Source organism: Parvibaculum sp. (genome assembly GCF_040882025.1).
Taxonomy (GTDB): Bacteria; Pseudomonadota; Alphaproteobacteria; order Parvibaculales; family Parvibaculaceae; genus Parvibaculum.
In genome coordinates, this window is the sequence record NZ_JBBECC010000107.1 from 1 (window position 1) to 14,763 (window position 14,763).

A 14,763-nucleotide genomic window follows, 5' to 3' on the forward strand; every position below is an offset into this window, starting at 1 on the left:
CCCATCGTCAAGAAGATGCTGGCCGAGCGGCGGCCGGACCAGAAGATGGGCGAGGGCTAGAGCCCCAGCACCGCTTTCGCCAGCACATTGCGCTGGATTTCGTTGGAGCCGCCATAGATCGTGGCGGCGCGGCCGAAACCGTAATTGGCAAAGACCGCTTCGGCATGATCGGGCCCGACGCGCGGTGCATTGGGCAGGCCTTCGAGACGCTCGCGCTGCGAGGGCAGCGTGTAGTAGCCGATGGCCTCGACCGCCAGCGTCTGCAGCGCCTGCTGGATGTCGGTGCCGGCGATCTTCAGGATCGAGGAGCGCTCGCCGACCTGCCGTCCCGCCGCCGCGTCGGCCAGAATCCGCGCATTGGTGATCTCGAGGCCCGCAAGGTCGATCTCGATTTCGGCGAGCTTGCGGCGGAAGGCGGGATCGTCGGCCAGCCGCCTGCCGTCGCTGCCGCGCGTCGCCTCGGAAATCTGGTGCAGTCGCTCGACCGCCTTTTTCGATTCCGGCACGCCGGCAATGCCCGTGCGCTCATGTGTCAGCAGGAACTTGGCATAGGTCCAGCCCTTGTTCTCCTCGCCGATGCGGTTTTCGACCGGTACGCGCACATCCTCGAAGAAGACTTCGTTGAGGTGATGCAATTCGTCGATCGAAACGATCGGACGCACGGTAATGCCCGGCGTCTTCATGTCGATCAGCAGGAAGGAAATCCCTTCCTGCGGCTTCGATTTCTCGTCGGTGCGCACCAGACAGAAAATCCAGTCGGCTTCATGCGCGTAGGAGGTCCAGATTTTCTGGCCGTTGACGATGTAATCGCCGCCGTCCCGTATGGCCCGGGTTTTCAGCGAGGCAAGGTCGGAGCCCGAGCCCGGCTCCGAGTAGCCCTGACACCACCAGATGTCGCCGGAAAGAATACCCGGCAGATGCTGTGCCTTCTGCGCCTCGTTGCCGAAGGTATAGATGACGGGGCCGACCATGTTGAGGCCGAACGGCATCAGTCGCGGCGCTTCGGCGCGCGCCGTCTCCTCATTGAAGATGTGGCGCTGCGTGACGTTCCAGCCGGTGCCGCCATGTTCCTTCGGCCAGGCCGGCGCGACCCAGCCCTGCGCGTAGAGCGCGTGGTGCCATTTCTTCAGCAGCGGCTTCTCGACCGAAACGCCGACCGATTTCGCCTCGGCGACCTCGCGCGGCAGTTTCGTTTTCAGGAATTGCCTCACCTCGTCGCGGAAGGCTTCGTCATCCTTGTTGAGCGCCAGTTCCATCGCGTCCTCCGGGGTTTCCCGACAGGATAGAGCGAAGCGTCACCTTCGCGCCAGATGCCCGCAAAGCAGAAGGGCCACTCCTTTTGGAATGGCCCTTCGCTCCTATCCGCGTCTGTTTCTTGTTTTTTGACGCCGATTCTCCTGTGCCTCAGCCGAGTTTCGCCAGCGCCGCCGCGACGTGATCCGGTTTTTCCAGTGTCATCAGATGGCCGGCTTCCGGGATCGAGACGAGCTCGGCGCCCTTGATCGCCTTCTTCCAGGCATGTGCATAGACCGGCGCGATCAGCTTGTCGCCGTCGCCCCAGATGAGCAGCGTCTTCGCCTTGATGCGGTAGAGCCGCTGCGAAAGGCCGCGATCGGGCACGGGGAAGAGGATCTTGCCCGCCATGCCCATCTGCCGCGCATTCTGCACGAGGAAGCCCTTCAGCCATTCCGGATCGTCAAGCGCGACGCCCGCCGTCATCAGCGCGGTCCCCGCCTCGACATCGTGAAACAACACGGCCGGAAGCTCGTAAGGCAGCATCGCGAAAATGTCGGGGATCGGATGCTCGTCGAGCCAGAGTCCGGCCGGGCAGATGAGGCCGAGGCGGCTGACATCGTTGGGCGCGACGGCGGCCATTTCGGCGGCGATCATGCCGCCCATCGAATGGCCGACCAGGATCGGGTCTTTCAGCCCGAGCGCGGCCACCGCGTCCCAGGTGTGGAGCGTGATGTCGAGCATCTCGCGCAGCTCGCCGCATTCGGCCGAGTCGCCATAGCCCGGCAGCAGTGGCGCATAGACGTGATATTTCTCGGCGAGCTTCGCCAGCAGCGGATCCTCCGCCGTGACGCCGCCGGCGCCGTGCAGAAAGACCAGCGGCTCGCCCTTTCCGCCCTCGAAGTAGCGGACGGGAACGTGGGGGGTCTCGATCGTTTTCGCGTCCATCAGTCCTTGCCTCCCACCATCGCGGCCACTTCCTTTTCGGCCGGCAGGCTGCCCGGCGTCACGCGTTTCGCCAGCGGCTTGCACCAGAAGCGGTTGTCGTCCTTGTAATCGGGGAACATGTCCCTGAGATGCGGCATGACCTTCTCGGCGAAGAGCCGCGTCGAATGCATGCACTTGTCCATCGGCATGTTGCCGACATGAAGCAGGCAGAAGATGTTGCCGACATTGAGCCCCTTGATCAGGTCTTCCATGCGCTGGCGCACGGTCTCCGGACTGCCGGCGATGATGTGGCCCTGCTCGGTGAGGTCTTTCCAGGTGAGCTCCGAATAGCCGCCGAGGGGTGGCGCATATTGCGACAGGGCGCCCGTCTGGATCGTCTTGATGGTGCGATAGCCCGGCGCATCCGCGAAGCCGCCATAGACATGGAGGCAGCGGTTGTAGAAATAGCTGACATGTTCGGAATAGAGCCGCTCGGCCTCCTCGTCCGTGTCGGCGACGCAGATCGTCTGCGCGAAGCCGGCGCGATAGGGGCTCTCGTCGGGTGCGTTGCGCTCGGCGACGCGGTCCCAGTAACCCTGCATCAGCGCTTTCGCGCGGATATAGCCGGAGAAGGAGAGGTAGGAATAGGAATAGGTGTTGTCGATGCAGAAATCATAGGTCTCGACCGAACCGCCGCCCGGAATATGGATCGGCGGCGGGTCCTGGATCGGCCGCGGCCAGATATTGACGTGGCGGAGCTTGTTGTAGCGCCCGTTGAAGGCGAAGGGGTCGGGATCCGACCAGGCGCGGCGGATCAGATCATGCGCCTCCTGGTATTTCTCGCGCGTCAGCGCCGGGATCTGTCCGTAGCAGTAATTCGTGTCCATCGACGTGCCGACCGGGAAGCCGGCAACGAGCCGTCCGCCCGAAATGCAGTCGAGCATCGCGAACTCTTCCGCCACGCGGACCGGCGGATTGTAGAGCGCGATCGAATTGCCGAGCACGACAAGCCCGACATCGGATGTGCGCCGCGCCAGTCCCGCCGCGATGATGTTGGGCGAGGGCATGATGCCGTAGCCGTTCTGGTGATGCTCGTTGACGCCGATGCCGTCGAAGCCCAGCGTGCCCGCATATTCGAGCATGTCCATGTAGGAATTGTAGACCTCATGGGCTTTCGCCGGATCGAACAGGCGCGAGTCGATATCGACCCAGACCGAACGATGTTTCTCCCGGAAATCGTCCGGCAGATAGGGCCACGGCATCAGATTGAACCAGGTGAATTTCATTTTTGGTCCTCCCGGAAGGGGCTCTTTTCGGCGCGCCTTTGCGGGGCGGCCCGGCCCTCATCGTTGTCTAGGGTGTTCACCCTAGAGCGGGAGTCTAGCCAGTTCGGCGGTCTCACGCAAACGTTACGGCGCACCAAAGGCACGGGCTGTCGCGCGGGCACGCGACAACCTATCGTGATGCCAAAAGCGGAATGCGGAGGATGAACGTCATGCGCTTCAAGACACTGGGAAATTCGGGCCTGAGAGTTTCGGTGGTCGGTCTCGGCTGCAATAATTTCGGCATGAAGATCGACCAGCCCGCCACGGACACGGTCGTCCACAAGGCGCTCGATCTCGGCATCACGCTGTTCGACACGGCCGATATCTACGGCAACAAGGGCGGCTCGGAACGGATGCTCGGCCATGCGCTGGGCGGGCGCCGCAAGGACATCGTGCTGGCGACCAAGTTCGGCCTCGCGATGGACGAGGGCGAATACATGAAGGGCGGCGCGCGGCGCTATGTCGTGCAGGCCGTCGAGGCGAGCCTCAAACGTCTGAACACGGACTATATCGATCTCTACCAGATGCATTTCCCCGATCCCGGCACGCCGATCGAGGAAACCTTGTCGGCCCTCGACGATCTGGTGCGTTCGGGCAAGGTCCGCTATATCGGCTGCTCCAATTTCGCCGGCTGGCAGCTCGTTGAGGCGCACTACCTCGCAAGGGAGGGCCGCCTGACGCCCTTCATCAGCGCGCAGAACCATTACAATCTGCTCGACCGCAAGATCGAGCTTGAACTGGTGCCGGCGGCGAAGAAATACGGCGCAAGCATTCTCCCCTATTTCCCGCTCGCAAGCGGCATGCTGACCGGCAAATACCGGCGCGGCGGCAACGGCCCCGAAGGCGGCCGCCTGACGGTTGCGCCCGGCATGGGCAAGAACCTGATGACCGACGCCAATTTCGACATCGTGGAGAAAGTGGCGGCTTTTGCCGAAGCGCGCGGAAAATCGATGCTCGACGCCGCCATCGGCTGGCTCGCCTCGCAAGAGCATGTCGCCAGCGTCATCGCCGGGGCGACGAAGCCCGAACAGGTCGAGCAGAACGTCAAGGCCGGCGAGTGGGAGATGACGGCCGAAGAACGCGACGAGATCGGCAAGATGACTTTCAGGTTCTGAGCGCGATTTCCGGTTGCCCGACGCGCCGGTGAAATGTTCTGCTGAGGCTTCCGCAGACAAACAGGAGGAAACGATGCGCAACACACGCAAGGCTTCCATCTTCGCGGCCGCCGGTGCGGCGCTGATGCTGCTGGCGGCCGCTCCCGCCCAGGCGGCCGACCCGCAGCCGGACAAGGAGATTGCCGCTGCGGCGCAGCATGCGGGCTTCGCCGCCGGTGCCGGCGATCTCGACGGCGTTCACACGCATCTCCATCACACGGTCAACTGCCTGGTCGGGCCGGACGGCGAGGGCTTCGCCGAGAAGGAGCTGAACCCGTGCAAGCCGCTCGGCAACGGCGCGATCCCGGATACCGAAGACGAGGAGACGAAGGCATCGCTCGAAGCCGCGCTCGAAAAGGCGCAAGCCGGCATCGCCGCGGAGGATCACGACGAGGCGAAGACGCTTGCGGGCGAGACGCAGGAAATGCTCGAGGCGCTGAAATAGGCATTTCGGCGCCGGCGCGCCCGGGCGGCCGATTTCGCTTGGGCGCGCGCTTGCCGCCTCTATACTCCGGCCATTGAAACAGGAACGACAAAAAGGGCGGCATCCCCGCGAAAGGGGAAAGCCGCCCCCGGGGGGAATTTTGGCCATGACCGCGCCGCTGTCGCGATCCTCGATCTATATTCACGGCTCGATCGGCCTGCCGATCGCGATGTTCGGCTATCCGGTGGCGATTTGGCTGCCGCCCTTCTATGCCGGCGAGCTCGGCGTCTCGCTGGCCGCCGTGGGCACCATGATCATGCTGGCGCGCCTCACCGACGTCGTCACCGATCCGATGATCGGCTATCTCTCCGACCACGCCCACACACGCATCGGCCGCCGCAAGCCTTTCATGCTGCTTGGCCTGCCGATCCTGGTCGTCGGCGTGCTCTTCCTCTTCATGCCCCATCTTTTCGGCTTCACCGCGGTCGGCAGCCTCTATCTGCTGGCCTGGCTCGGCATCATGTTCATCGGCTCGACGCTGATCTACATCCCCTATTTCGCCTGGGGCGCCGAAATGTCGCCCGACTATCACGAGCGCTCGCGCATCACCGCCTCGCGCGAATTCTATGTGCTGGTGGGGTTGATGCTGGCGGCGCTGATCCCCGCCGTGCTGCCGCTCTTCATCGAAGGTCCGGCACGGCCCAAGCCGGTGCTGGAAGCGATGGGCTGGGCGATCGTGCTGCTGACGCCGCTGCTGGTGCTGCTGGTCTGCTGGCGTGTCGCCGAGCCCGAACACGTCAAGGTCGCCCGCCGCGTGCCGCTGATCGAGGGCCTGCGCCATGTCGGCCGCAACGGGCCGATGGTGCGCGTGCTTGCGATCGTCCTGATCGTCACCGGCGGCGAGGCCTTCCGCAACGCGCTCTCGCTCTTTTTCATGCGCGACTATATCGGCGTCACCGGCGTCGGCATGCTCTACCTCTATTATTTCGGCGCCGGCCTCCTCGCCATTCCGGGCTGGCTCTGGCTCGGCCGCCGGATGGGCAAGCACAAGGCCTTCGCCGTCTGCATGACGGCGGCGGCGTCGCTTTCGACGCTCGCCTTCTTTCTCGTCCCCGGCCAGACGCAGATTTTCACCGCCATGTTCATCGCCAAGGGCCTCTGCTTCGGCGGTCTGCAGTTCCTGCCGCTGGCGATGCTCGCCGATGTCGTCGATGTCGACACCGCCCGTTCCAAGGGCAAACGCGCCGGCACCTTCTTCGCCATATCCGGCATGACGACCAAGCTCGCCACCGCCTTCGGCACCGGCATCTCGCTCAATGTTGTCGCCTTTTTCGGCTTCAACCCGACAGGCGCGGCCGGCGTCAACGGCCCGGCCGAATTCTGGTGGCTCACCTTCTCTTATGCGGTCATTCCTTCGATCTTCTTCCTCGCGGCCCTCTGGCTCACCTGGACTTATCCGCTGACGGCCGCCCGCCAGCTGCGCCTGCGCGGCCTCATCGAGCGCCGCAATCTGCGGCTGGCACAGGAAGCCGCGATCAACCGTTCGGCCGATTGAAACAGCCAATAATCCGCGTTCGCCGCACCGCAGCATTTTGTCGAATGCGCTTCCGCTCTTTGGGATGAGCGCGGGACGGCGTTAGACTGCCGCCAACAAGAATGAAAAAGCCTCGAGGAGGAACCGATGGCACAGCTGGATCTCGTCATCCGCGGCGGTACGATCGTCGACGGCTCGGGCGGCGCGGCATACGAAGCCGACATCGCGATCGACAAGGGCGTCATTGTCGAGATCGGCAAGGTCGCCGCCTCGGGCCGCGAGGAAATCGACGCGCGAGGCCTGCTCGTCACGCCGGGCTGGGTCGACATCCACACCCATTACGACGGCCAGGTCACCTGGGACAGCCGCATGACGCCCTCCTCGATCCACGGCGCGACGACGGTCGTCATGGGCAATTGCGGCGTCGGCTTCGCGCCGGTGAAGAAGACCGATCACGACAGGCTGATCCGCCTGATGGAAGGCGTCGAGGACATTCCGGGCGCCGCCCTTCATGAAGGCCTCTCATGGAAATGGGAGAGCTTCGCCGACTACATGGCCGCCGTCGAAACGCTGCCGCACGACATCGACCTGGTGATGCAGGTGCCGCATGGCGCGGTGCGCGTCTATGTGATGGGCGAGCGCGGCGCGAAGCGCGAAGCGGCGACCGACGCCGAAATCGCCGAGATGCGGGCCATCGTCCGCGACGCGATCAAGGCGGGCGCCATCGGCTTTTCGACCTCACGCACCATCGCGCATCGCACCAGCGACGGCGACCTGACGCCGACCATCGGCGCCGCCGACAAGGAAATGATGGGCATTGCCGAAGGCCTGAAAGATGCCGGCGCCGGCGTGCTGCAATGGGTCTCGGATTTCCGCGACGTCGATGCGGAGTTTTCGCTGGTCGAGAAACTCGTCGAGATTTCGGGCCGGCCCTTGAGCTTCTCGCTGGTCCAGGCCGACGTGATGCCCGATCAATGGCGCGAGCTGCTTGCGCGGCTCGATGCCGCGGCCGGTCGCGGCCTGCCGATCAAGGCGCAGGTGCAGGGCCGCCCGGTCGGACTGATGCTGGGCCTGCAGGGCTCGGTCCATCCCTTCCTGACCCGGCCGAGCTACCGCGCCATTGCCTCAAAGCCGCTCGCCGAACGCGTCGCCATCATGCGCGACCCGTCCTTCCGCGAAAACCTGCTGGCCGAGGATCTCGAGCCTGGCCATCCGTTCTTGAATTCGCTGGCCGGCGCCTATCACAAGATGTTCGAACTCGGCGACCCGCCGAACTACGAGCCCGCGCCCGAAGACAGCATCGGCGCCCGCGCGAAGCGCAGCGGCGAAAATCCCGACGCCATCGTCTACGACATTCTGACGGCAAACGAAGGCCGCAACTTCCTCTTCTTCCCGCTGCATAATTATTTCGAGTTCAGCCTCGACAATGCGCTGACCATGATGCGGAACCCCAACACGCTGTTCGGGCTGTCGGATGGCGGCGCGCATGTCGGCGTCATCTGCGATGTCAGCGTGCCGACCTACATGCTGACCCATTGGTGCCGCGACCGCTCGCGCGGCGAGCGGCTCGATCTGCCTTTCGTCGTGAGAAGCCAGACCCGCGATACGGCGGAAGCGATCGGCCTGCTCGATCGCGGCCTGATCGCGCCGGGCATGAAGGCCGACATCAATGTGATCGACTTCGACCATCTGCGCCTGAAGCCGCCCGGCATGGTCTACGACCTGCCGTCGGGCGCGCGCCGGCTGATGCAGGAAGCCGAAGGCTATGTCGCGACGATCGTCAGCGGCGAGGTGATCTATCGCAACGGCCAGCCGACCGGCGCGCTGCCGGGCAAGCTGGTGCGCGGTCATCAACAGGCGCCTGCCCGCGCGGCTGCCGAATAGGGGAGGGGAGAATGACCGTTCATGTGCTGGAGCCCGCCTGCGACTGGCGCGCCGCCGATGTCGCCGACGAAACACGCTGGACGCTGGAACTGTCGCCGGCCGATATCGCGGAACTCGAAGCCGCGCTGGCCTGCGCGAAAGCCCGCGCCGCCGACCTGCTCGATGTGACAAGGGACGATTTCCCGCTGCCCTCGCTCGCTCCCCGTCTGGTCGAAATCGAGGCGCAGCTGATCGACGGTTGCGGCTTTGCCCGTATTCGCGGCCTGCCGGTCGAACGTTATTCCGACGACGATGCCGCGCTGATCTATTGGGGCATCGGCATGCATCTCGGCAAGCCCTGGCCGCAGAACAAGCATGGCCATCTGCTGGGCGACGTGACCGACCACGGCAAGTCGGGCGCCGACTCGACCTCGCGCGGCTACGAGCTGGGCGGCGTCGCGCTGCCCTATCACTCCGACGGCTCGGACCTTGTCGGCCTGATGTGCCTCAGAAAGGCCATGTCGGGCGGCATCTCGACCGTCGCCAATGCGCTGGCGATCCACAACGAGCTGGTGCGCACGCGGCCCGATCTTGCCGCGCTGCTCTACGAACCGCAGCCCTACGACTATCGCGGCGAGGAACCGAAAGGCGGTGAGCCTTTCTATTCCATGCCGGTCTTCACCGAGCATGCCGGCCGCCTCTTCGTGCGCTACATCCGCCCCTATATCGAGGCCAGCCAGCGCCATCCCGATGCGCCGCGCCTGCACCCGAAGGCCCGCGAGGCCTTCGATCTCGTCGACGCGGTGTGCGCTGATCCGGCCTTCAATGTCTATATGGATCTTGAGCCGGGCGACATGCAGTTCGTCAACAACTACCACGTCCTCCACGCCCGCACGGCTTACGAGGACTGGCCCGAGCGCAACCGCAAGCGGCATTTGAAACGGCTCTGGCTCGAAACCGCGCGCCTGACCGACAGGCCTGAAAAATTCCGGAACTTTTCGAGCCACTGGGCTCAAAAGCGGACGAAGAGCGAGTTGAAGCTCGACGCGTGACCGGCCCTAGCGGACAGGCACGAGGCCGCCGAAACCGGCGGACGCGGGAACGGGAATACGCCGCGCCATCGCCGGCGCTTCCGCCTCGAAAAAATGCACCGCCCGTTCGGCAATGCGTTCCCAGCCGGGCTCGGCCGGCAGCCAATGTGCATGGCCCGGCAGCGTTTCGAGCACGGCGCGGCCTTCATAGCCCTCGACCAGTCGCGTCGTCATGTGAACCGGCGTCAGCCGGTCCTCGGTACCCGTCAGCATCAGCAGTGGACAGGAAACTTCGGCCGGGTTGACCACGGTCGCGCGGCGGCGGTCGAAAAACCAGTAGGCGATCTCGAAAAAGGCGCGGCCCGATTCCGGTACCAGCGTCGCATAGACCGCTTCGCGCTCATGCCCCGGCAAGCCGTTCAGCACGCCATAGCTCATCGTCTCGAGCGAGGGCAGTTGCGGCCGCGTCCAGAAGCGTCCCGACAAGGTCTGTTTGCGGAAAATCCAGAGCGGCTTGGGATCGAATGACATATAGCCCGCGCAATGGGCCGAGGCCAGGCAGACGGCCGACTGCACCAGATCGCGCGCGGCGAGAATTTGAGCGAGAAGTCCGCCCATCGAATGGCCGACGACCAGCGGCTTGCGGCCGAGCTTGCCGATTTCGGCGGCGAGGTCGTCCGCATAGTCGGCGACGCTGGTGATGCCAAGCTCGGGATGCGGGTCGCGTCCCGGTTCCGCGCGATGCCGCAACGCCGGCACGACGACCGTGTAGCCGCGCGCTTCGAGGAAGCCACGAAAATTGTCCCAGACACGCGGCTGGCTCCACATGCCGTGAATCAGCATGACCGTGCGCCCGGCGCCCTCGTTCGGTCGATCGGTGGTACTGAAATGCATTGTCGAACCGGCTGCCCCCGGGAAATTCGCCACGCCGGGGCTCGATGCCCCGCCGCCTCAATGTCCGCATTAGGCCTCCAAAGGTCTTACAAAATTACCAATATCCAGCCGCCCGGCGGCGCGTCGGAGGGCCTTGATCGGGCCGGGCAGTCGCGCCACTCTCGTTTCTTCGGCGACGGCCGCGCAGGGCGCAACAGGCCGATATCGCCGATATTCAGGAAAGAGGCACTGGACCATGGCTGAAAACACCAAGAAGCGCGGTACGGCGGGCGCCCGCAAATCGGCGGCGCGGCCGGCCGGGAAGGCCCCCGCCCGGAAAGCGGTTGCGAAGAAGGCCCCGGCTCGAAAGAAGCCTGCTCAGAAAAAGAAGAAGGCGTCCGGACTGACGCCCGAAAAGGAGGCCTTGCGCAAGCAACTCGAAAAGCAGGTCGCCGCACTTTCGCGCGAGGTCGACAAGGCCGAGAAGGAAGCGCGCAAGGCGCTCAAGGCAACCGAAAAGCGCTACGGCGGCGTACTGAAACAGTTGAAGGCGGATCGCAGCCGCCTCGCCAAACGCGCCGCCGAGTTGGCGCGTCAGGGCGAGGGCGCTTTCGACGAAATCAGAACCGGTGTCGAGGGCGCCTACAAGGAACTTTCGGAAGCGGTCGCGCGCGCCTACGGCCATTTCAGGTAACCGCACCCCGAACCGGAAAAGGGCGGGCGGGACTTCCCGCCCTTTTTCTTGTCCGGCCTTCTTGCGCAGCGAAAACGGCTGGGGCCTACTTCCGGCATCGTTATTGCCGATAATCCGACACCAGGGAGTGACCCATGAACCGCGTGCTCGCCCATACGGGCGCGAAATATCCGATCGTCCAGGCGCCGATGGGCTGGATCGCCCGTTCGCAGCTTGCCTCCGCCGTCTGCAAGGCGGGCGGCCTCGGCATCATCGAGACCTCGTCCGGCGAGACCGAAGCCTGCAAGTCCGAAATCCTGAAAATGCGCGATCTCACCGGCGCGCCTTTCGGCGTCAACCTGCCGATCCGCTTCCTGCGCGACGACGCCATGCTGCGCTTCGTCTGCGATGCCGGCGTCAAATTCGTCACGACCTCGGCCGGCAGCCCGGCGAAATTCATCGAACCGCTGCACGATGCCGGCATCACCGTCTATCACGCGGTGCCGACGGTCGACGCGGCGATGAAATGCGTCGATGCGGGCATCGACGGTCTGGTCGTCGAGGGAACCGAAGGCGGCGGCTTCAAGAACCCGGAAGAAGTCGGCACGCTGGTGCTCTTGCAGGCGATCCGCGCGAAATCCGACATTCCGATGATCGCGGCCGGCGGCATCTGCGACGGCAAGGGCATGGCGGCAGCCTTTGCGCTCGGCGCCGAAGGCGTGCAGATGGGCACGCGTTTCGTCAGCTGCGCCGAGAGCCCCGTTCACGTCAACTACAAGCAGGCGATTGTCGACGCCAAGGAGACAGGCACCTACGTGCTCAACAAGAAATCGACCCCCTGCATCCGCGCCCTGAAGACCGAGCGCACGGCGGCGATCCATGAAGAAGGCCTGATGCCGCCCGACACTTTCACGCGCATTCTCGATCTTTATTTCGGCGGTGACATGGAAGCGGCTGTCGGTCTTGCCGGCGAGACGGCGGGCCTCATCACCGCGATCAAGTCGGCGAAGGACATCATCGAGGAAACCGTCGCCGAGTTTTTCGCGATAGCCGGACGCATGGGTTCGCTCGGCACGGCGAAAAGCTTCGGCTGACGCGGCTCAATGCAGCAGCCGCGGCATCGCATCGGGAAAGGCGACGCCCGTCTGCGTCCCGATGCCGAGTGTCAGCCCGGCTGTCGATAGCGCCAGCGCGAGCCGCTGCGCCGGTGCCCAGACGGGTGAGGCCCCGCAAGGCGCCGCGCGCCAGCTCCGGTCGAACCGGTCTTGCGCCGCCTGTCCGTGCCGCTGCAGGCCGGCGATGAAATCCAGAATGCGGGCTTCGTCGCTTGTCAGCACCCGCCAGTGCGGACAGGGGATCGACAAGGGCCGCTGCACGCTGTGCGTCAGCGCCGTTGCAAGCTCGGCCACCAGTGCCGCGCCGCCCGGCAGTTCCAGTGCGTCGAAGGCGCGTTGCACGAGCAGCGAGCGGCCGGCGCCGTCTTCCGTCAGGCGCCATTGAACGCGCAGACACCAGATGACGAATTGCTCGGCAAAGCCGAGTTCGCCGAGCGGCTGGTCGGGTGCGTAAGCGGAGACGGAGCGGGTCGGGACGACGGCTGCGGCAGGTTTCATGGGCGGTTCCTCGGGGCGTTCGCGATGCGGTTGCGGAGCCCGAGAATGCTGCAAATAAGAATGACTCGCAAATAAAAAATGCGGCAACCGGACCGGGAGCCGGTTTATGGAAATGTGAAATTTTCGCGGAAAGCCTTGGTTTTTATTGACATGCTGCATCGCGGCCTCTACACACGGCCCGAACGCAATCGCACGTGCCACTGGCCGAACCGGTTATGTAACGGCGTACGCGTCTCTTTGGACAATTTCGGCGGCATGTCTCACCCGAGGCATCGTTCAGGTACCTCCGCCGGGTTTCGAGGGAGATTGCATATGTCCGGTTCTAGTCCGAGGGGCTGACGCCCCGGATCAAGCCGAGCCGCACGTCGCGAAGGCGCCTTTCCAGGCAAATTCGAACGCGCATGCCGGGCGAGATATCGCCCCGCAATCGGCAGCCATTTTGAGCGCGCGCGCCTTCGGGCCTTCGCATTTTTTGTTCACGCACCGACAAATCCAGGGGCTCCGGTCCCGCGGGCAAAATGTCCGCACCCGGCGCCCGGTCCATCTACTGGTTGGGGAGAGGCACATGTCCGAATCCAATGCCCTCTTCCAATTGGGGATCGACTTGAACAGCGTTTCAAGCAGCACCCAGGCGGAAGTACTCGAGTTCCCGATTGCCCAGTCGAAAGAGGTCAAGGCCGCGCCTTACACCTCGACCGACGAACGCACCGATTTTTTCATCGAGCGCGACGGCGAGCGTTTCGCCGGCACGCATCTGATTATCGATCTGGTCGGCGCGAGCCGGCTCGACGATCTCGCCCATATCGAGGCGACGCTCAGGCGTTGCGTCGAGGTGTCGAAGGCGACGCTGTTGCATATCCATCTCCATCACTTCACGCCCAATGGCGGCGTGTCCGGCGTTGCCGTGCTGTCGGAGAGCCATATCTCGATCCATAGCTGGCCCGAAGCGAGCTATGCGGCGCTCGACATCTTCATGTGCGGCGAAGCCGAACCGCATAATGCGATCGAAGTGCTGCGCGAGGCCTTCACGCCTTCCGACATCCGCGTCGGCGAGCATCGGCGCGGCCGGGACATGGTCTGATGAGCGGCAGGAAAGAAGAGCGCTGGGTGACCGAAACCCTCTATGAGGGGGACGGCTTCACCTGCGCCTTCCGCGCCGACCGCGTGCTCTACGAGGAAAACACCGGCGAACAGCATCTGGTGATTTTCGAGAACGCGCTTTTCGGCCGGATGATGGCGCTTGACGGCATCACGCAGGTGACGGAGCGCGACGAGTTCATCTATCACGAGATGATGACCCATGTGCCGATTCTGGCGCATGGCGCCGTGCGCCGTGTGCTGATTATCGGTGGCGGCGATGGCGGTATCCTGCGCGAAGTCCTGCGCCACAAGACTGTCGAAAAGGTCACCATGGTCGAAATCGACCCGGCCGTGACCGAATTCGCGAAGAAGCACATGCCGCAGGTGTCGGCGGGCGCTTTCGACGATCCGCGCCTCGATCTCGTATTCGCCGACGGTGCGAAATTCGTCGAGGAAAGCACGGAGAGCTATGACGTCGTCATCGTCGATTCGACCGACCCGATCGGCCCCGGCGAGGTGCTGTTCCGCGAAGAGTTCTATCGCGCCGCCAGGGAGCGTCTGACACCCGGCGGCGTCATCGTCACGCAGAACGGCGTTCCCTTCATGCAAGGGGCCGAACTCAAGGGCACGATCGAAAAATTCCGGCGTATCTTCCGCGTCGCCACCTGCTATCTCGCCACGATCCCGACCTATGTCGGCGGTCCGATGGCGATGGGATGGGGCACCGACGATGAGAGCCTGACTGCCGTGTCGCCCGAGATTCTGGCGAAACGCTTTGCCGACGCACATATTTCCACACGCTATTACACACATGAAGTGCACAATGCGGCCTTCGCGCTGCCGCGTTATGTGCTCGATCTGGTCGAGAACATTTGAGCGTGATTCACGTTTTGGCAATACCTTGCGGCGAGCATGGGGACTTGGCGGCGGCGTCGCCGGCGACCGGCTTATGTGTGATTTTCGTTTGCGCGAATCGGCAGGCCGTGATTCGCTGATTGCAATTCCCGCCGTTCTTCCGGGCAATGCGCCGGAT

At 64.2% G+C, this 14,763-nt stretch carries 14 protein-coding genes; 9 read left to right on the forward strand and 5 right to left on the reverse strand.

What is annotated here, in order from left to right; translation table 11 throughout:
* Positions 1-56: 56 nt before the first annotated feature.
* From WEB61_RS07755 to WEB61_RS07765, 3 genes are all read right to left on the reverse strand, one after another.
* Positions 57-1,256, reverse strand: a complete 1,200-nt coding sequence (locus WEB61_RS07755) for an acyl-CoA dehydrogenase family protein (protein ID WP_368063762.1) — start codon at positions 1,254-1,256, stop codon at positions 57-59.
* Positions 1,257-1,404: 148 nt separating this feature from the next.
* Entirely contained in the window at positions 1,405-2,181 is a 777-nt protein-coding gene (locus WEB61_RS07760) for an alpha/beta fold hydrolase (protein ID WP_368063763.1), read from the reverse strand.
* On the reverse strand, positions 2,181-3,446 hold the full coding sequence (locus WEB61_RS07765; protein ID WP_368063764.1) for an LLM class flavin-dependent oxidoreductase: 1,266 nt from the start codon (positions 3,444-3,446) through the stop codon (positions 2,181-2,183). The genes WEB61_RS07760 and WEB61_RS07765 overlap by 1 nt, the downstream gene beginning before the upstream one ends.
* A gap of 209 nt (positions 3,447-3,655) precedes the next feature.
* Between WEB61_RS07765 and WEB61_RS07770 the strand changes: the two genes are divergently transcribed.
* From WEB61_RS07770 to WEB61_RS07790, 5 genes are all read left to right on the forward strand, one after another.
* The gene (locus WEB61_RS07770) at positions 3,656-4,600 is read left to right on the forward strand and encodes an aldo/keto reductase (protein WP_368063765.1); all 945 of its coding nucleotides are present in this window, start codon (positions 3,656-3,658) and stop codon (positions 4,598-4,600) included.
* 73 nt (positions 4,601-4,673) lie between these two features.
* A complete protein-coding gene (locus WEB61_RS07775) occupies positions 4,674-5,084 on the forward strand; it encodes a hypothetical protein (RefSeq protein ID WP_368063766.1) in 411 nt (136 codons plus the stop codon).
* Between the two features lie 145 nt (positions 5,085-5,229).
* Entirely contained in the window at positions 5,230-6,618 is a 1,389-nt protein-coding gene (locus tag WEB61_RS07780) for an MFS transporter (protein WP_368063767.1), read from the forward strand.
* 126 nt (positions 6,619-6,744) lie between these two features.
* Positions 6,745-8,481 carry an amidohydrolase family protein gene (locus WEB61_RS07785; protein WP_368063768.1) on the forward strand — a complete coding sequence of 579 codons (1,737 nt, stop codon included), beginning with the start codon at positions 6,745-6,747 and terminating at the stop codon, positions 8,479-8,481.
* A gap of 11 nt (positions 8,482-8,492) precedes the next feature.
* Positions 8,493-9,512 carry a TauD/TfdA family dioxygenase gene (locus tag WEB61_RS07790; protein WP_368063769.1) on the forward strand — a complete coding sequence of 340 codons (1,020 nt, stop codon included), beginning with the start codon at positions 8,493-8,495 and terminating at the stop codon, positions 9,510-9,512.
* 6 nt (positions 9,513-9,518) lie between these two features.
* Here the strand turns inward: WEB61_RS07790 and WEB61_RS07795 are convergent, their stop codons facing one another.
* A complete protein-coding gene (locus tag WEB61_RS07795) occupies positions 9,519-10,385 on the reverse strand; it encodes an alpha/beta hydrolase (protein WP_368063770.1) in 867 nt (288 codons plus the stop codon).
* A 235-nt stretch (positions 10,386-10,620) separates the two neighbouring features.
* On the opposite strand from WEB61_RS07795, the gene WEB61_RS07800 reads away from it, so the two are divergent.
* On the forward strand, positions 10,621-11,058 hold the full coding sequence (locus WEB61_RS07800) for a hypothetical protein (RefSeq protein ID WP_368063771.1): 438 nt from the start codon (positions 10,621-10,623) through the stop codon (positions 11,056-11,058).
* Between the two features lie 134 nt (positions 11,059-11,192).
* Positions 11,193-12,131 carry an NAD(P)H-dependent flavin oxidoreductase gene (locus WEB61_RS07805; protein WP_368063772.1) on the forward strand — a complete coding sequence of 313 codons (939 nt, stop codon included), beginning with the start codon at positions 11,193-11,195 and terminating at the stop codon, positions 12,129-12,131.
* A 6-nt stretch (positions 12,132-12,137) separates the two neighbouring features.
* Here the strand turns inward: WEB61_RS07805 and WEB61_RS07810 are convergent, their stop codons facing one another.
* A complete protein-coding gene (locus tag WEB61_RS07810; RefSeq protein WP_368063773.1) occupies positions 12,138-12,650 on the reverse strand; it encodes a hypothetical protein in 513 nt (170 codons plus the stop codon).
* A 565-nt stretch (positions 12,651-13,215) separates the two neighbouring features.
* Here WEB61_RS07810 and speD point away from each other — a divergent pair.
* Together speD and speE are read left to right on the forward strand one after the other, a co-directional pair.
* Positions 13,216-13,731 (forward strand): adenosylmethionine decarboxylase, encoded by a 516-nt coding sequence (gene speD, locus WEB61_RS07815; protein ID WP_368063774.1) that lies wholly within the window; start codon positions 13,216-13,218, stop codon positions 13,729-13,731.
* On the forward strand, positions 13,731-14,606 hold the full coding sequence (gene speE, locus WEB61_RS07820; protein WP_368063775.1) for a polyamine aminopropyltransferase: 876 nt from the start codon (positions 13,731-13,733) through the stop codon (positions 14,604-14,606). The genes speD and speE overlap by 1 nt, the downstream gene beginning before the upstream one ends.
* The last annotated feature ends 157 nt before the right edge of the window (positions 14,607-14,763 follow it).